Here is a 17,320-nt window from a genome sequence, read left to right on the forward strand (position 1 = left end):
ATGAAATTTATTATTTTTTTATGCGCATGCATAAAATTGATACGAACATTGCAAAAATCACACACCAAATACGCGCACTCCATCCCCATATGCACAGGCAGAACACAAGCAAATGAGAACTTTTTGCAAAAAACAATTGCGATTCATTCTTATTTGTGGTCAGGTCTTACTCAGAATCGATCACCCACCACAAAGGTGCTGCGTATGGTTGTCTGCTCTTGCAATCGTCTCACCCACAAGGACGTTGAAGCCGCAGTGGCGGATGGGGCCACCCGCCCGCGTGAAATTTATGCCGCACGCAACTGCAAGGCCCAGTGCGGGAACTGCGTAAAAGGCGTTGTGTGCCTGCTGCGTGAAGCCCGGCTGAAACACATGAAAAAGGCCGAAGTTCCGGCCCACATGGTGCCGGCTCATGCTGGCGTGGCGCTATCTGCCTAAGGCGCTTAAAGCTACTGCTTTATATGGTGCTTGCGCCCTGCCTGGGGTTCTGGCACCGCTTAGAGCATGAAACACCGTATTCTGGTTATGGGCGCTGGCGCATGGGGTACTGCGCTGGCCCTGCACGCCGCCCGCACCGGGGCACAGGTTTATTTGTGGGCACGTAACCCTGCCCGCCTGCCCTCTGGCGCCATGCCGCGCCTGCCAGATTTTCCGCTACCAGATTCCATAACCGTTTCCTCTGCGCCGCCACCGGCAGATGTGGCGTGCGCGCTTATGGTTATTCCCAGCCAACATATGGCCTCTGTTCTGCCGCTGGTGCCTGCAGGCGTGCCTGCCGTGCTGTGCTGCAAGGGCATAGAACGCAGTACGCTTGCTTTTCCGCTGGATGTGCTGCACCGGCTGCGGCCAGATGTGCCGGGGGCTGTACTTTCTGGCCCCAACTTTGCGCGTGAGGTTGCGGCAGACCTTCCGGCGGCATCTGTTGTGGCCTCTGCCAATGTGGATCTGGCACACAAGCTGGTAGATCTGCTCTCCACCCCGCGCCTGCGCCTTTATGCCAGTGCAGATATTACCGGCGTGCAGCTTGGGGGGGCGGCCAAAAACGTTATTGCCGTGGCGGCGGGCATTACCATTGGCGCCGGGTTGGGAGAAAACGCCCGCGCGGCCCTTATTACCCGTGGGCTGGCAGAAATAACCCGCCTTGGCGTGGCCTTGGGCGCACACCCCGCCACACTGGCTGGCCTTGCCGGGTTGGGAGACCTGTTGCTGACCTGCACGGGTGAGGCCTCGCGCAATTATCAGATGGGGTTGGCCCTTGGCCGGGGCAGCGCCACCCAAACCGCACTGGCCACTTTGCCCGGCGTGGCAGAAGGTGTGACCACAGCAGATGCCCTTCTGGCACTGGCCCGCCAGCATAAGGTGGATGTGCCCATTACCGCCTGCATTGCCGCTTTTCTGGAAGGCAGGATTACGCTGCCACAAGCGCAGGAGCAGCTTTTAACCCGCCCCCTGCGCACGGAACTTGATACCCCCTGAACGCGTTGCACCCTGACATTCACATGGATGTGAGGATTGTGATCTTTCCATGTCAGGCCTTGCACGATGCCTTTATCTTACCACGTGTAAAGGCAGCACTTGGCAGCAACCAATGTGGTGTTGCCAAAAAGTGAAAACAGGAGGTTCGTTCAGACCATGAGCACAACCACAGCAAAAGCCGCCACAGCTAAAGAAGCCCATATCAAGGAATATCTTGGCACGCCCACAGACCTGAAGGCCGATAAGGTAAAGGCCGTAGCGGGTGGCCTGTCTGAAGTTCTGGCCGATGTATTTGCCCTGTATATTAAAACCAAGAACTTTCACTGGCATATGAGCGGCCGCCATTTTCGGGATTACCACCTGCTTTTGGATGAACAGAGCCAGCAGATTTTTGCCATGACAGACCCCATGGCCGAACGCGCCCGCAAGATTGGTGGCACCACCCTACACTCGGTTGGGGAAATTGCCCGCAAAACCAAAATTTCTGATAACGATGCCCTGTACGTAACCCCGGAGGACATGCTTTCAGAACTGCGGGAAGATAACCTTACCCTCACCAAGCGCCTGCGCGCCGTACATGCCATTGCATCCGATGCCGGAGATGTGGCCACAACCAGCCTGCTTGAAACCTGGATTGATGAAACAGAACGCCGCACGTGGTTCCTGTTTGAAAGCACGCGCCCGGTTTTTGGCCATAACGAGTAAAATAGTTTTTCCTGCCATCGTCTTTTAAAAACGCATGTGCATAAAAAGGGCCCGGACTTTGCAATCCGGGCCCTTTTTATGAAAGACTGCTAACCTACATGCAGCAGGGATTTTTCTGCCCTAAACAGATTATTCCCCTTTGCTGTTCAGCCCTTTTTCCTGCCGGTAGCGGTCATAATACTCACCGGCCATGCGGCGCAGGGCAGCGCCTATGGCTGCGTATTGATATTCGTTCAGATTGGCCAATGAGGCACGGGCCGAGGGGCGTTTTACAGCAAAACCATCACCCGGCAGCAGCACAACGCCTGTTTCCTCTGCAATACGGAACAGGATTGTCTGGTAATCCATATGCGTCATCAGCCAGCGGGCAAAGCGCGTGCCGTAAAGCTGCGTAACCACATTTACCAGATCAATCAGCGTATAATAATGCGTGCTGCCAGCATCATCCGGGGCTTTTACGCCCAAGTCTCGATACAAGGCGAGTTCGCGCCGGTGCAGCAGGCGTTTGAGCGCGTTTTTATACGCATCACGCCCATCTATCAGCGCAAACAGGGCAAACAGCACCATCTGCACCTGCTGCGGGGTAGAAAGCCCTGCCGTGTGGTTAAGGGCCACGGTGCGGCTATCTGCCACCAACCTGTCCAGAAACTTCAGGCCGCGCACATCTGGCGTAAGCGAGGCATAGCGTTTGTCCAGCTCAACCTTTTCGGCTTCTGGCAATGCGGCCAGGGCCTCGTCCAGCACGTTTTGTTCGTGCATGGCAATCACGCCCAAACGCCAGCCTGTAGACCCAAAATACTTGGAGAAGGAATATACCAAAATAGTGTTGTGCGGGCAGATGGCGTAAATGGAGCGGAAATCATCTGCAAATGTGCCGTACACATCATCTGTTACGATAATGAGGTCTGGCCGCTTTTTAACAATCTCGGCAATGCGGGCCAGCCCTTCATCACTTATGCGCACAGATGGCGGATTGCTGGGGTTGACCACCAGAAAGATCTTAACGGATGGATCAAGCAGCTTATCCAGCTCTTCATCCGGGTATTGCCACCCCTGTTCCGGGCTGGCGTTAATGGCCACTTCCTGCAACTGGTAATCACGCAGTTCGGGAATTTCCACATACGGGGTAAACACCGGCATACCAATGGCCGCTTTATCCCCCGGCTTGATCAGCCCGTTTTCACGCAATGATGCAAAAATGTAGCTAATGGCCGCCGTGCCACCTTCCAGCGCAAACAGGTTTGTTGTGCTTTCTGGCATGGTGCCGCCTGCCATTTCGTGCAGCAGGTAATGGCGTACCACTTTTTCCGTATAACGCAGCATGCGCGGCGGTGTGGGGTAATCACACCCCAAGATACCGGATGTAATTTCCAGCAAAAACTCATCTGCCGGCAGGCCAAGCTGGTCTCGCACATAGGATACGGCACGGCGCAAAAAGGAAATACCCGGCACGTTCTGGTTATCTGCCAAAAAGGCTTCAAACCGTGCCTCTATGCCCTCACGCCGGGGCACGCCGCCCACGCCTTCTGCCATGTAGGAAAAGGTAAGTGCTGAATCTGCCGCAGCAAACATACCAAGCTGAAAAAACCCTTGCCGGGGCAGTGTTGCCAGAAAATTGGGGTTGCCTCGCCCGGCATCCAGCATGGCGCGCTGGGCACGGCCAGAGGCCAGTTTTATAAGCTCATCTTTCAATTCAAACGGGCTGAGATGACGAAATTTTTGATACGCATCCGGCGTGCTAGACATGCGGGGTTTCCTTCCTGCGGAACTTCTTGCCACCATCAGCTTGCATGTCCTGTTCTATTATGACCAGTGGGAAAGTGTAAAAAACAGCGGTTTTGCCTACGTATGGGCAAGGTTACACTTCTTCATTCGGCGGGAGGGGTGCGGAAAGGCGGCTGGCCACAGCCAGAAGCACCGCTGTAATGGGAGAGGCAAAAATAAAGCCCCACATGCCCAAAAACGCACCAAAAATTGTTTGCGAAAGAATGGTAAGCGCAGGCGGCATCCGCACCGCACGTTTTTGAATGAAGGGGGACATCACATACCCTTCAAACGTCTGGATAGCGGCATACAGGCCCGCCACCATCATGGCCTCACGCGGGCCAACGGAAAGCGCAATCAGCAGCGCGGGCACAGCGCCGATAAATGTGCCCAGATACGGCACAAAATTGGCCAGCCCCGCCACCAGCCCCAAAGGCAGTGCCAGCGGCATGCCCAGCAGGGAAAGGCCGCTCCATGTCAAACACCCCACAACCGTCATATCCAGCATCTGCCCTGCCACCCAAGCGGTAAGGGCGTGGCCGGTTGTAAGCAGCACAGTGCGCATGGTACTGCGGTAAGCCACAGGCGTTATGCGCAAAATGCCATTGGCATACAGGTGGGGGGAAAGTGCAAAATACACCCCGGCAATAATAATCACCACCATGGTGCCCACCGAACCAAAGGTGGAGGTGAGCACGTTGGTCATGGAGCCTGCAAAATCCATGCCATTATCTGTGCCCGCATGGCCATCGGGCACCATGTTGCCACCCAGAAAACGCGGAAAGTGGTCTAGCACCGCATGGCCCAGCGGGTTGCTGTCCAGCATGTTGTGCAGGGCATCGCGCTCGCTGGTTAAAGCTTCATGCAAGTGTGAAAGCTGCACCATCAGTTCCGGGCCGGACACATGCACCACAAGGGAAAGTGCGCCCACAAGCACTAGCACAAACAGCATGACAGAAAGCCACTGCGGAATATGCAGCAGGCGCGAGAGAATACGCGCTGCCGCATGCAGCACCACCGCCACCAAGGCAGAGGCAAACACCACCATCACCACCGCACCGCCAGAGCTTACAAACAGCCCTGCCGCCGTAACCGTAACCACCATAACAGCCAGCCGGTAAAAACGGCGCACCGTGTTTTCCAGCTTGTGAACAGATGCCTCCAGCCCGGCAAGCTGCGGTGCCTCTGGCACATGGGGCGCAGAAGCGGCTGGCGTTGTAATGGATGGGGTTGGGGCGCTGCTATCTGGCGGCTGCACGGCGTGTTTTCTCCTGCCTGCGGGGCGGAAGAACGGAGGGCACATTGCACCCTCTGCCAACCACCGGCATTTGTGCCGTTGTGCTGCAAAATGGCGCCGCCCACACCCTTTTTTCTTGCAACGCAGGCTAAACGTGGCGGGCCACCCTGCCTGTTTTACCTGCTAACGTGCCAGATACATAAAAGGGCCACCCAATGGGCAGCCCTTATTATGAACAATCATGTTTTATAAAATGATGCCTATTTTTTACGCGTAGCGGCAGAGGGCGGCACACCCAGCCAGTTTTCCATAACGGCCACGTTGCGCATGTTGGCCTTAAAGGCAATGTCCAGCAGATCACCCGCCACGGGCACCACATCCACTGCGGCTTCTATGGCTATATTGCCCACCATGCGCAGCAAAAGCTTAAGCGGCAGGCCCATGCGCCAAGCCTCCCACACCACATAAAAGGAAAGCAGGCCCATAACCGTGCTGCCACCGCCGGGCACCAGCCCCACAATGGCATCTGCCCCTAGCCGCACGCGGGTGCCGGGCAGCCTGATGGCGGCATCCAGCAGCCACGCAAAACGCCGCACCCTTTTAAGGCGGCGCAGTGCATCCGCAGAGGGCTGCCCGTTAGCAGACTGCCCACTGTGAAAAGAGGAAAACCCGGTATGAGCCAGAGCGTGTGTTGTCATGCCCCATTACGTAAGCAGGGGGCATAACGCTTTCAAGATGCCCAGCCGCTTGTATGATCCATAGAAGTTGCCCCACCAGCAGATGTTGCCCGCTGCGGATCTGGCCTGAAATCCAGCGCCAGACCGTTCATGCAATAGCGCTGGCCTGTAGGGGGCGGACCATCGGGAAAGACATGGCCCAAATGCCCTTCACACTGTGCGCAATGAGCTTCTGTGCGTACCATGCCGTGGCTGGTATCTTTATGCGTGGCAACAGCGTTAGGTTCTGCCGCCCAGAAGGAAGGCCAGCCGCTACCGCTTTCATACTTAGTGGCAGAGCGGAACAACAAAGACCCACAGGCCGCGCAATGATACGCCCCCTCGCGCTTTTCATGGTTCAGTGGGCTGGAACCGGGATACTCCGTTCCGTGGCCAAACAGAATCTGCTCCTGCTCTGGGGTAAGCGGGCCACGCGGGCCGCACCCACCGGCACCGCAGCTGCCTGATAAAGAATCTGACATGGCTAATCGCCTTTCCTGCCGTGTTTACAGTTATACATTATGGCACCAACAACGCGCATGGCCATAGTTTGGTACCTTCACACTCTAGCGACCATCAGAACCCGCACTCTTACAAAAATAGAGCCCACCCCATTGCATGTGCGCAGCTATACCGGCACCACATTGTGTATGGTTCATGCACACTCCCCCGCCCCTGTTCTGGTTCTGCTGCGAGATGATTACCGCGTGGCCGATAACCCCGCCCTGCACGCGGCCTGCGCCATCGGGCAGCCCGTATTGTGCGCATATGTGCAGGATACCACTTTGCAAGATGCCTCTGGCACCCGCATTGCAGATTGGGCGCAGGCGGCCTGTGCACAACTGGCCACCAGTTTGCACGAACAGGGGCAGGCACTGTTTATGCTCTGCGGGCCAACGGGGCTTTCTGTTCCCGCATTGGCGCAGGCCGTAAATGCCACAGATGTGTTCTGGAACCGCCGGTATGATGCCCCCGGCATTGCGGCAGATACGGATGTACATGCCAGCCTGAAAAAACAGGGCGTGAGCGTACATTCCTGCACCGGCCGCCTGTTGTTTGAACCCTGGGCCATACGCACGCAGGCGGGCCAGCCTTACCGTGTGTTTACAGCATGGTGGCGCGCTGCGCGGGATCTGCCAGCCCCCCCGCCCCCACTGCCTGCACCAGATATGCGCGGCAAAGAGTATGTGCCTGCCCACACCCTTGCGCTACCTGATGGCGTGCACCTGCACCGTGTTGGCACAAAGCCACCTGCTCTGCCTCCTGGCTGGACGAGTGGAGAAAAAGCCGCCCACGCCAACCTGCACCGGTTTATAGAAAACGCACTGGCAGATTACGAAACCCAGCGCGATAGAGCAGATGCGCCGCACGGCACATCTCTGCTTTCACCTTATATTCGGGTGGGGCAGATTTCTGTGCGGCAGATCTGGCACGCCATCCGCCATGCAGCCGACCAGAACCCACACCTGACCACCGATGCCGAAAAGTTTTTGGCAGAACTGGGCTGGCGTGATTTTGCATGGATGCAGATGTTCACCACGCCTGACCTCGCCACCCACAACCTGCGCGCAGAGTTTGACCATATGCCGTGGCGCACAGATGCCGCAGATCTGGCCGCATGGCAGCAAGGGCAAACGGGGTTTCCGCTGGTAGATGCCGGCATGCGCCAACTGGCCCGCACGGGCTGGATGCACAACCGCGTGCGCATGGTTGTGGCCTCCTTTTTAACCAAGCATCTGCTAACAGACTGGCGAGAAGGTGAACGCTGGTTTTACACTCAGCTTGTAGATGCAGATGCCGCCGTAAACGCCATGAACTGGCAATGGGGCGCTGGCACGGGCATTGATGCCGCACCGTGGTTTCGTATTTTCAACCCGGTGGGGCAATCTGAAAAATACGATCCAGCAGGCCAGTATATCCGCACATGGGTGCCGGAACTGGCGGCGCTGGATAACAAAACCATTCACACGCCATGGAAAAGCACGCAGCGCTTAAAGTATCCGGCCCCGATTGTGGACCTTAAACTGGGCCGCCTGCGCGCCTTGGAGTGCTGGAAAAACCTGCCCAAATAACAAACAGGCCCTACCCCCATAAGAGATAGAGCCTGTTTTTAGAGCCAACTTTTTAAAATCAGGCAGAAAGAACCTGTGCCTGCTTGTCTGCTTCATGCTCCACATACGGGCCAGCGGCACGAATGTTCAGAGACAGAAGGCCCATGTTCCCTTTGGTGCACTCACCTAAAGGCAGCATGGCGTTGCCGTTTGTCCATGCGCAATCTGTCCAATCCGTATCATGCCAGCCTGCGGGTTTTTCAGCCTGAAGATGCGCTGTAATGGTGTACAGCTTTTTGGCGGTGATAAAATGCACATCTGCCACAGCCACACCCATCTGGCGGCGATCATCCACAAACGGGCCGATCACATCTGCCGGGCGGCTGGCGCGGGAGACAATGCGCACAGATTGCGTATTGGCAGGCAGCATAAAGCTGTAATGCTGGCCTTCGTGCCTTACCGGGCGCACAACCGCCCCTGCCTGCGTAACCAGATGCAGGTTAGGATCTGCCACCACAACAGCCTGTTTTGCTGGCACATGGTGCCCCACCACGCTGTTTGCGCGTACTTCCAGCCTGTGGAACAGAGGTTCAACAAAAGCGCGGTCCACACATAGGGGAGCGCCTGCATCTTCTGCCCAGCTCTGCACTGCGCCACGTAGTGTTGCAACCTTACCTTCCTGACGGAAAGCGCGGCGGTTGCCGGTATCCAGATAGCTTTCTGTCAGCATGCCATCGGCCGTGATGACGGAATGCTGGTCTGTTTCCACATGGTAGTAATCGTAAGAGGTAATGGATTTATCATAGAAAATAGAAAAACCATTTACCAGCATACGGGCCGGTACAAACTTGCCCTCAAAGCACAGGCAATGTTCTGCGGTAATCAGCATATCCTTGTAAGGCACGCCATCTGAAATAGCATTTTTAAGGATACGTACAGGGTATCCGGCCTCATCATCCGGCAAACCAGCCCGCACTTTTGCATGCGCCTTGCCAACCCATACAACCGGGCGGGTAACTTCCCTGTCATGCTCCCAATCAAACGTAACAAGCTGATCACCAATCTGGATATCTTCAACAGCCACATCACCATCAGGCGTGCAAATCATGCTGCCAGCCAGGAAGCAGGTCACGATTGTAGTACCGCCCTGGTTATCATTAACCAGATTGAAGCCCGTTGCTTCAACATTCGGTATGTTCAGCGTGACAGTATATGTATCACCTGTTGTGGCATCTTTTGTTGTGATCGCAACAGTATTTGCGTCAGCAAATTTCCATTTTGCATTATCAAATGTCACATACTGCAGATCAATCTGGCTGTCCTTGCTCCAACCGTTAATAGTTGTCGTAACATTTGTATCGTTAGAAGTATTCAGCCCGGTAATTGTTAAACCACTTGTATAGCCATCTCCAAGCTGAACAGTGCCCCCTGTATTGCCCGTAATGGAAGCGGAGCCACCACTTGAGAGTGTGAGTGTGTTCGTTAATGCCGCGCCGGAACTAAAATTAACCGTGCCACCAGATAAGACAGTCACATCAGCAACAGATCCACCTGCAATAGACCCAGAGCCACCAGAAGCAATATTGATATCGGAAACTGTTCCGTTGTTTACATTGGCATGTCCATTATTGCCAATGGTAACAGTACCGCTGACTACACCGGCAGAAACAGTCATGCTGGCGCCACTCTGGAACATGCCACCAGAGAGTGTGCCGCCGGTCATTGTAATACCACCGCCTGTTGCGGAAAGGTTGTTTACAGTGCCTGAAATAAGGGTGACGTTACCGTAATCATGCGTTGTGGCATCAGTAACCGTGCCGCCATCAACCTCGATGGTACCTTGTGTATTATTATCGGTACCAGAAGCGGAGATACCAGAAGCTATGGCACCAGCATCAATCTGAATTTTTCCATCGTAGATGGAGCCGCCAGAAATATATCCATCAACCTGCGTGAAACCTGATGCAATAGTTGTATCGCAAGCAGAACCACCAGCAGAAATCCACAGATTACCTGACGTTGCCTGTATGCTGGAAATAACACCACCAGCAGAAACTCTTATCTGCCCGTTATCAGTAAGCGTTCCGCCGGAAACAAGGCCAGAAACAAAAACAGAGCCACCATTAATAATGTTCCCGTAAGCACTTGCACTGCCATTAACAGATAATGATGCGCCTGTATTAACAGTAGTTGCAGAAGCTGTTCCCCCATCAAGAACAGTCAGGTTGCCATTTAGGGTTGTATCAGAAACATCGCCCCAAGCAGACATATTGCCGCCAGCTGCAACTGTAGTCTTTGTGGCACTCTGGCCAGCAGAGACCTGAAATTCACCACCAGCATTGACTGTTGTACCCGTTGCGCTTGCTAAGCCAAGATTCCCGGCAAGAGTAACGCTACCGCCATTTCCGGCAATGGCAGACACAACACTTCCTTGTTCTGCCAGAATTTTACCGCCAGAGCTGGCTGTAACATTATTCAGAACAGCAGTGCCACCTTTAGCATCAACCATGCCACCAGACGTAACGGTGCCACCGCTTACCGTACCGCCCGAGATAATAAGGTAACCCTCGCCACTAATACCATCAGGATTATTAACGGTGGGATTGTTAATGACGCCAACATCCCCGATCGCGTAGCCACCTGAAATAAGCAATCCGTCAATATTGCCCGTTGTATCAAAAACAAGCGTGCCCTTGCTAATGGCGCTTATGTTATCAACGGAAATATCATCATGGATACTTATTGTTCCACCACCAATGGCTGCGATATCACCAGCACTTCCACCTTTATATACATCAATACTATCTGTTCCTGTAACGTAGGAATCAGAAATACTTGATCCATCTGAAGTTGTGGGAATGTGCACATTCCCGGTAACCAGTGTCTTATCTGTATCAATAGCCATTGCTATGCACCCATCTGTGTTAGGATATGCTTGCACTGCTCAATCACCTGTTGTGCCGTGATCAGTCGGGTGCATTCAAACTGTTCTGGTGTTCCTGCATGGCGTAGGCACCACAGGAAATACTGGTGATTGAAGCGCTCTTTGGGGTCATTCCAGCACGAATTGCAGGTGCGCCAGTTCATGACCCAATCACCTTCATAAAAATCATGGAAGATGCCTTTGTGGCCTGCCCGTACCGGGGTTGTGGCCACGTTCTGATCAGATAATTTTTCTGATTTTCAACTTTTGGTTCGGAAGAGAATATTCGTTTTGTATTAGAAATGAAAATCGCATCCAAATTTTCGCTCATCATAAATTATGCCTGCTTCCCCAAATGTTATGTGCGCAAAAACACACGAAAAATCAGGCACTTCGTTAAATTATCTTTGCACCCTAAAATCTCAACCCTCGTTAGACAAACAAAAACCTCAATGCAACCAAAAAACAAACACATTGCCTGATATTAATAACGTACCAAAATAGTCCAATATAACTTTGCTTTTCTTGACTATGAAAAATTAAAGAAAGGCTCATTCTGCAACAGAACCGCCACTCAACATATTACCCAAAACAATGCGTATAATAGTGCGCAACATTATCTGCTTTGCCTACATCGCAAGATATTTTGCCAAACCTTATGCATTGCCATCAGACAACAACAGGCGCCCAAGCGGTTGATCTTTTGCAACGGCAAAACTACGCTCACTTTATTCTTCCAAAACAGCTTTAGCGCAGCCACATCATGCCAAAACCTTTACGCCTGATATGACATTTGCCGATCTGCTGGTCATGCTGGCGTATCTGACTGCCCTGCCCCTTCTGGCGCTGGGGCTTGCTGGCCGCCAGACCTCCGCCACCGCTTACCTTGAAGGGCATGGAGATCTGCCTTGGTGGGCGCTGTGCCTTTCCCTTGTGGCAACAGAAACCTCCACCCTTACGCTTATTAGCGTGCCGGGCATTGCCTATGGCAGCGGCATGGTTTTTGTGGGGTTGGCGCTCGGGTATCTGATAGGCCGCGCCATTGTGGCATGGAAGTTTCTGCCTCTTTACCAGTCTGGCAAAATGCTGAGCGCGTATGATTGGCTGGGCCAGCGCTTTGGCTCTTCCATGCAGCGTATGGCGTCCTCCACATTCCTCATCACCCGTTTGCTGGCCGAGGCGGTGCGTCTGTTTGCAGGTATGTTGCCTTTAGCCGCCATGCTGGATGCCGCACATATGGGCCTGCCCCATGCCGTGCTGCTGGGCGGCATTATGCTTGTTACGCTGTTTTATACGCTGTGCGGTGGCCTGCGCGCTGTTGTGTGGTCAGACAGTATTCAGTTCGGGCTGTATCTGTTTGGCTCTGCGGCCTGCCTTGCCCTGCTATGGCATGCAGCCCCCGCGGGTGTGCTGCATACGCTGCAAGCCGCTGGGCGGTTTGATTTATTTGTTTATAACACGCCACCTTTCACAAGTTCCTTCACGCCTCTGGCGGCACTTTTAGGCGGTACGGTGCTTTCCGTGGCCTCCCACGGCACAGATCAGCTTATGGTGCAGCGCGTGCTGGCGGCCCGCTGCCTACATGATGCGCGGCTGGCACTTATGGGCAGTGCTGTGGGTGTGGGCCTTTTGTTTGCGCTGCTTTCTGGCGTGGGGGTGCTGTTATGGGTGCATCATGGTGGGGCCACCCTGCATCAGGCCGGGTTTGCCACGCCGGATGCTGTTTTTCCCGCCTATATTGCGCAGGAACTGCCCTCCGGCCTGCGCGGGCTGATGCTGGCGGGTGTGCTGGCAGCCACTATGGGGTCTCTCTCCGCCACGCTATCCGCCATGACAGCCGCCACTGTGGGAGACTTTGCCGCCCCCTGCACGTGGGCCGCCCGCAGGCTTGGCCTTTCCGGCCTCGGGTTTGCACGGGTTATCACCTTGTTCTGGGCCGGGGCGTTAGTGCTTTGCGCGGGCCTGTTTGCACAGGGCAGCCAGTCTGCCGTGCTGGTGGGGCTTTCCATTGCTGCATGTGGGTATGGCCCCATGCTGGCCAGCTTTATAGCAGGCATGGCGTGGCCCGGTTTAAAAGCCCGCATACTGGCCCCCGCCTTTGGCCTGAGCGTGCCGCTTATGGTGCTGGCCATGATGTACCTGCACCCCTACGGCAAACCGCTGGCGTTTGTCTGGCTGATTGTGCTGGGCATGATCACACTGTTTGGGCTGGTCGGCCTACGCTATGTGATACAAAAGAGAAGTCACTGTTAGTTTTATAAAGGTTTTCCGCTTATGCTCCAGCCTGCCTCTGTTCCACTTGCCCACACAGAAACGCTGGATGCCCGCTATACGGATCTGGACATATGGCCCACAGGCACGGTGCTGGAAGCCCTGCTGGAAAGCCAGCTTGGGGCCGTGGCTGCCGTAAAATCTGCCCTGCCACAACTGGAAGCCGCCATTACAGCCGCCGTGCCGCGGTTAGAAGCCGGAGGCCGCCTGTTTTACGTGGGTGCAGGCACATCGGGCCGTATTGGGTTGCAAGATGGGGTAGAGCTTATTCCCACCTATGGCTGGCCTGCCGAACGGCTGGTGCTGATGCTGGCGGGCGGTGATGCTGCATTGTTCAACCCCGTGGAAGGAGCCGAGGATGATGAGGCCGAAGCCCGCCGCGCCATAACTGCCCACGCCCCTACTGCGCAGGATGTTGTAATAGGTGTGGCCGCCAGCGGTGGCACGCCTTACACCTGCGCTGCGCTGGAAACCGCGAAGGAAGCAGGCAGCCTGTGCATTGGCATGTCATGCAGCCCCAACACGCGTTTGCTAAATACGGAATACCCGGTGCTGATCCAGACCGGGCCAGAAGTGGTGGCAGGCTCTACCCGCATGAAGGCAGGTACGGCGCAAAAGGTTACGCTCAATCTGCTCTCCACCACATTGATGATCCGATTGGGCCATACATGGCGCGGGCAAATGGTGGATATGCGCATTGTTAACGCCAAGTTGGTGCGGCGTGCGCACCGCATGTTGCGCCACCTTACAGGCTGCACACAGGCGCAGGCAGAAGAAGCCCTACAACAAGCCAATGGCAGCATCAAACTGGCCGTGCTGCTGCGCCACGGGCTGGATGTTACGCAGGCTCGGCAGCTTTTGGTGTTGTGTGGCGGGCACTTGCGCAAGGCTCTGGCCCGTATTGCTGCACAAACACCCGCAAAGGCCCACGCCTGATGCCCGCCCAACCCACCATTCTGGCGCTAGATGGCGGCGGCACCCATACGCGTGCGGTGGTAATAGCGCCCGATGCCACCGTGCTGGCACAGGCTACCGGCCCCGGCTGCAACCCGTTTGACCGGCCAGAATGGGCCGAAAACCTGCGCCACCTTTTAGAACAGATGCCGCGCACCACGTTGCAATCCGCCGTGCTGGGCATGGCGGGGTATGATGCCGCACGCCCTTCCTCCGCCCAGCAGGAACAGGTGGCCCGCACCGCCCTTGGCCCCAATGTGCGGCTGTGGCTGGAAAACGATGTAGAAACCGCACACCGCGCAGCCTTTGCCGGGCAGGCGGGTGTGTTTGTGCTGGCGGGCACCGGGTCTGTCGCCATGGCTGTTGGCGCAAACGGGCAAACAGCACGCGCTGGCGGTTGGGGCTGGCTTTTGGGGGATGAAGGCGGCGGATACTGGATAGGCCGCAAAGCCCTAGGCTATGCCACGCGGTATCTGGATGATCCTTCCATGCCTTTTGCCGCATTTGCACAAGCACTGCTGCACAGCCTGAACCTGCCCACCACAGGCCCCACCGCGCCAGATGCCCTGCGAGAATGGCTGCGCACCCGCACACACCCTCGCTCCGCCGTGGGCGATGTAGCGGCAACCGTGCACACGCTGGCCCTAAATGAAGACACCTACGCCATAGCCCTGCTGCGTGCCGCTGGCGGGCATCTGGCAGAACTGGCCCATACAACGGCTAAGCAGGTAAGCAACCTGCCGCCTTCTCCCCTGCCCTTGGCATGGAGCTACGGCGGCAGCGTGATGCACAACCCCGTTGTGCTGCAAACCGTGACATCCCTGCTGGGGGCAGAACCGCACCCGGCCACGCTGCCCCCTATTGGTGGCGCGGTATTAAAAGCAGCAGAACTGGCCGGATGGCACACTGATGCCACATGGATCTGCCAACTTGCCCGCAATCTCACGCATGGAAAGGCGATTGCATGATAAAGGGGTTTTCCATCCGCTCTGGTTTACGTGTTCTGGCAGCAGGGTGCGCCATAGGTGTGCTGGCGGGTTTTGGTGCTCATCTTGCCCCTGCCAAGGCAGATACCGCACCGCCCGCAGCGTTTAACGCGCCACGGCCGCCGGTTATCATGCCTGCACCCAACACCCTGCAAACGGATGGATCTGCCTTTGCCCTGCCTGCCAACTGGCAGGTTATCTGGCAAAACCCGCCCACCCCGCTTTTAACCCGTGCCACACAGCGCTTTGCAAACCGCATGAGCGTAGTGGCCGGGCAAACTGTTGCACTGGAAAATGCGGGAAAGGACAAAGATACCTTTCCCCTCCACATTCAGTATGCGCGTGAGGCCACATTTCCCGCCCCCACCATGCGGGAGGATTATACGCTGGATGTGGGGCCAGATGGCATAACCCTTACCGCGCAAGGCCCTGCCGGTGTGCTGCACGGCTTGGCCAGTATTGTGCAACTTGTGCGACGTGAGGCCACAGGCCCCGTTATGGCGCAGGCGCATATTCAGGATAGTCCGCGCTTTGCATGGCGAGGGTTGATGCTGGATGTCAGCCGTCACTTCATGTCCATCCCCACCATTGAACGGCAGCTTGATGCCATGGAAATGGTGAAACTGAATGTGCTGCACCTGCATCTTTCAGATGGCGCGGCGTTTCGGGTTGAAAGCAGGCATTACCCGCGCCTGCAAAAAATCAGCAGCCACGGGCAGTATTACACGCAGGCCGAAATCCGCAATCTGGTGCAATACGCGGCAGACAGGGGCGTGCGCATTGTGCCGGAGTTTGATACGCCGGGGCACAGCTTTGCCATGCTGCTGGCCTACCCTCAATACGCCTCTGTTCTGCCCATGAACACGACAGACCGCGCCGAGATCAACCGCGCAGCGCTGGACCCCACAAACCCCGCCACCTATACTTTTGTGCGCGGCCTGTATGCTGAAATGTCCGCCCTGTTCCCGGACCCTGTGTTCCATATTGGTGGGGATGAGGTGGTGGCCAAACAGTGGACACTCACCCCCCGCATTGCGCACTACATGCAGGCGCATCATTTTGCCACACCGGCTGATCTGCAAGCCAGTTTTACAAACCGCGTGGCGCAGATGCTCAAAGCCGATGGCAAAACCGTTATGGGGTGGGATGAGATATTGGCCGCCAGCGTGCCACCCCACACCATTATAGAAAGCTGGCGCGGCCCGGCCAACACGGCAAAAGCGGCAGAGGCAGGCCTGCCGGTGGTGGTTTCCGGCCCTTATTATCTGGACAGGCTGCTCCCGGCCTCTGCCTATTATGAGACAGACCCGCTAGACACCCGCAAGGATGCCGCAGAGGCACAGGCCGCAGCCCAGACAACCGGCCCCGGCGGCACCATTGCCACCCCAACAGACACCAAGCCCGAAGCCCCCGTACCCCCCTTAACCAAGCAGCAGAAAACCCTGATACTGGGGGCCGAAGGTGCCTTATGGACAGAGGTGGTGGATGAAGACATGCTGGATGCCCGCCTATGGCCCCGTATGGCCGCTGTGGCGGAGCGTTTTTGGTCTACCCCGCAAAACTGCGTGCCCCAAACCCTGTATGGCAGGCTGGCCGTAACGCGGGACAAGCTGGACCTTCTGGGCCTGAAAAGCCAAGAAGATGCAGAAGCCCTGCTAGACCGCCTGGCAGCGGGTGAAACACAGGCCCCGCGTGTGCTGCTAAGTGCTGTTTCCCCTATTCGCAATTACGCCCATAACCACGAATTTTTACAAATTCGCCATAAGCAGACAGCCACAGAGCAAGATTTAAACACCCCGGCAGATATTGCCAGCCCGGATAGCTTTGAAGCTGAAAAGTTTAATGCAGAAGCAGTGGCTTTTGTAAACGGCAAGGTAGAGCTTAAACCGGATCTGGAGCGGCTGCTCACAATCTGGGCGGATAATGATGCCGCGTTTCATCAGGTTGCAGCCCGCCATGCCGCCCTTACGCCCGCACTGGCGGCATCCGCCCAGCTGGCCGCTTTGGCGCGTGCCGGGCTGGCGGCACTAGGCGCAGAACGCACCCCCGGCTGGCGTGAACAGGCGCGGGAAACACTGGATGCCGCACGCAAGGACATTGCAGCATCCTCCTCCATCCATGTTGTCACCAACACGCCCCAACCTGCGGGGGATCTCATCCAGCGTATTGTGCCGGGTGTGGAGGCACTTGTAACGCGTGAGGGCGGATTAACCCTGCCCTGATCATATATTTTTGCA

Annotated in this window: 13 protein-coding genes and 1 pseudogene; 8 read left to right on the forward strand and 6 right to left on the reverse strand. The window is 56.0% G+C overall.

What is annotated here, in order from left to right; all coding sequences use genetic code 11:
- Window positions 1-204 precede the first annotated feature (204 nt).
- The 3 genes from QQM41_RS03820 to QQM41_RS03830 all read left to right on the forward strand — a co-directional run bounded on the left by QQM41_RS03820 (window position 205) and on the right by QQM41_RS03830 (window position 2,181).
- Complete coding sequence (locus QQM41_RS03820; protein ID WP_087651538.1) at window positions 205-438, forward strand: bacterioferritin-associated ferredoxin; 234 nt, start codon at window positions 205-207, stop codon at window positions 436-438.
- Window positions 439-504: 66 nt separating this feature from the next.
- Window positions 505-1,476 carry an NAD(P)H-dependent glycerol-3-phosphate dehydrogenase gene (locus QQM41_RS03825; RefSeq protein ID WP_339077758.1) on the forward strand — a complete coding sequence of 324 codons (972 nt, stop codon included), beginning with the start codon at window positions 505-507 and terminating at the stop codon, window positions 1,474-1,476.
- Window positions 1,477-1,632: 156 nt separating this feature from the next.
- Window positions 1,633-2,181 (forward strand): Dps family protein, encoded by a 549-nt coding sequence (locus QQM41_RS03830; protein ID WP_087651539.1) that lies wholly within the window; start codon window positions 1,633-1,635, stop codon window positions 2,179-2,181.
- A 129-nt stretch (window positions 2,182-2,310) separates the two neighbouring features.
- Here QQM41_RS03830 and QQM41_RS03835 read toward each other — a convergent pair whose 3' ends face one another.
- The 4 genes from QQM41_RS03835 to msrB form a co-directional block, all read right to left on the reverse strand.
- On the reverse strand, window positions 2,311-3,927 hold the full coding sequence (locus QQM41_RS03835) for a bifunctional aspartate transaminase/aspartate 4-decarboxylase (RefSeq protein ID WP_050819223.1): 1,617 nt from the start codon (window positions 3,925-3,927) through the stop codon (window positions 2,311-2,313).
- A gap of 112 nt (window positions 3,928-4,039) precedes the next feature.
- The gene (locus tag QQM41_RS03840) at window positions 4,040-5,248 is read right to left on the reverse strand and encodes an AI-2E family transporter (protein WP_050819222.1); all 1,209 of its coding nucleotides are present in this window, start codon (window positions 5,246-5,248) and stop codon (window positions 4,040-4,042) included.
- A 194-nt stretch (window positions 5,249-5,442) separates the two neighbouring features.
- Complete coding sequence (locus QQM41_RS03845; RefSeq protein WP_050819221.1) at window positions 5,443-5,880, reverse strand: DUF4112 domain-containing protein; 438 nt, start codon at window positions 5,878-5,880, stop codon at window positions 5,443-5,445.
- 32 nt (window positions 5,881-5,912) lie between these two features.
- The gene (gene msrB / locus QQM41_RS03850; RefSeq protein ID WP_050819220.1) at window positions 5,913-6,380 is read right to left on the reverse strand and encodes a peptide-methionine (R)-S-oxide reductase MsrB; all 468 of its coding nucleotides are present in this window, start codon (window positions 6,378-6,380) and stop codon (window positions 5,913-5,915) included.
- Between the two features lie 168 nt (window positions 6,381-6,548).
- Between msrB and QQM41_RS03855 the strand changes: the two genes are divergently transcribed.
- Window positions 6,549-7,970, forward strand: coding sequence for a deoxyribodipyrimidine photo-lyase (locus QQM41_RS03855; protein WP_339078147.1), 1,422 nt, complete (start codon window positions 6,549-6,551; stop codon window positions 7,968-7,970).
- A 58-nt stretch (window positions 7,971-8,028) separates the two neighbouring features.
- Here the strand turns inward: QQM41_RS03855 and QQM41_RS03860 are convergent, their stop codons facing one another.
- Window positions 8,029-10,854, reverse strand: coding sequence for a Hint domain-containing protein (locus tag QQM41_RS03860; RefSeq protein WP_339077759.1), 2,826 nt, complete (start codon window positions 10,852-10,854; stop codon window positions 8,029-8,031).
- Between the two features lie 2 nt (window positions 10,855-10,856).
- Window positions 10,857-11,039 (reverse strand): annotated as a pseudogene (locus tag QQM41_RS03865) (autotransporter strand-loop-strand O-heptosyltransferase); the annotation flags it as partial.
- 619 nt (window positions 11,040-11,658) lie between these two features.
- Between QQM41_RS03865 and QQM41_RS03870 the strand changes: the two are divergent.
- Genes QQM41_RS03870 through QQM41_RS03885 form a run of 4 tightly spaced genes read left to right on the forward strand, consistent with a single transcriptional unit; the run spans window position 11,659 to window position 17,305 of the window.
- A complete protein-coding gene (locus QQM41_RS03870) occupies window positions 11,659-13,125 on the forward strand; it encodes a sodium:solute symporter (protein ID WP_339077760.1) in 1,467 nt (488 codons plus the stop codon).
- Between the two features lie 21 nt (window positions 13,126-13,146).
- Window positions 13,147-14,079 (forward strand): N-acetylmuramic acid 6-phosphate etherase, encoded by a 933-nt coding sequence (locus QQM41_RS03875; protein ID WP_339077761.1) that lies wholly within the window; start codon window positions 13,147-13,149, stop codon window positions 14,077-14,079.
- A complete protein-coding gene (locus QQM41_RS03880; RefSeq protein WP_339077762.1) occupies window positions 14,079-15,065 on the forward strand; it encodes a BadF/BadG/BcrA/BcrD ATPase family protein in 987 nt (328 codons plus the stop codon). Before QQM41_RS03875 ends, QQM41_RS03880 begins: the two co-directional genes overlap by 1 nt.
- The gene (locus QQM41_RS03885; protein WP_339077763.1) at window positions 15,062-17,305 is read left to right on the forward strand and encodes a family 20 glycosylhydrolase; all 2,244 of its coding nucleotides are present in this window, start codon (window positions 15,062-15,064) and stop codon (window positions 17,303-17,305) included. Before QQM41_RS03880 ends, QQM41_RS03885 begins: the two co-directional genes overlap by 4 nt.
- Window positions 17,306-17,320: the final 15 nt, after the last annotated feature.

The organism is Acetobacter sp. AC2005 (assembly GCF_037901235.1).
Lineage (GTDB): Bacteria > Pseudomonadota > Alphaproteobacteria > Acetobacterales > Acetobacteraceae > Acetobacter > Acetobacter oryzoeni.

Bases quoted from the DNA above. Each gene is read 5' to 3' on its own strand.
- QQM41_RS03820 (WP_087651538.1), top strand. From the start codon at position 205: ATGGTTGTCTGCTCTTGCAATCGTCTCACCCACAAGGACGTTGAAGCC.
- QQM41_RS03825 (WP_339077758.1), top strand. From the start codon at position 505: ATGAAACACCGTATTCTGGTTATGGGCGCTGGCGCATGGGGTACTGCG.
- QQM41_RS03830 (WP_087651539.1), top strand. From the start codon at position 1,633: ATGAGCACAACCACAGCAAAAGCCGCCACAGCTAAAGAAGCCCATATC.
- QQM41_RS03835 (WP_050819223.1), bottom strand. From the start codon at position 3,927: ATGTCTAGCACGCCGGATGCGTATCAAAAATTTCGTCATCTCAGCCCG.
- QQM41_RS03840 (WP_050819222.1), bottom strand. From the start codon at position 5,248: ATGTGCCCTCCGTTCTTCCGCCCCGCAGGCAGGAGAAAACACGCCGTG.
- QQM41_RS03845 (WP_050819221.1), bottom strand. From the start codon at position 5,880: ATGACAACACACGCTCTGGCTCATACCGGGTTTTCCTCTTTTCACAGT.
- msrB (WP_050819220.1), bottom strand. From the start codon at position 6,380: ATGTCAGATTCTTTATCAGGCAGCTGCGGTGCCGGTGGGTGCGGCCCG.
- QQM41_RS03855 (WP_339078147.1), top strand. From the start codon at position 6,549: ATGGTTCATGCACACTCCCCCGCCCCTGTTCTGGTTCTGCTGCGAGAT.
- QQM41_RS03860 (WP_339077759.1), bottom strand. From the start codon at position 10,854: ATGGCTATTGATACAGATAAGACACTGGTTACCGGGAATGTGCACATT.
- QQM41_RS03870 (WP_339077760.1), top strand. From the start codon at position 11,659: ATGACATTTGCCGATCTGCTGGTCATGCTGGCGTATCTGACTGCCCTG.
- QQM41_RS03875 (WP_339077761.1), top strand. From the start codon at position 13,147: ATGCTCCAGCCTGCCTCTGTTCCACTTGCCCACACAGAAACGCTGGAT.
- QQM41_RS03880 (WP_339077762.1), top strand. From the start codon at position 14,079: ATGCCCGCCCAACCCACCATTCTGGCGCTAGATGGCGGCGGCACCCAT.
- QQM41_RS03885 (WP_339077763.1), top strand. From the start codon at position 15,062: ATGATAAAGGGGTTTTCCATCCGCTCTGGTTTACGTGTTCTGGCAGCA.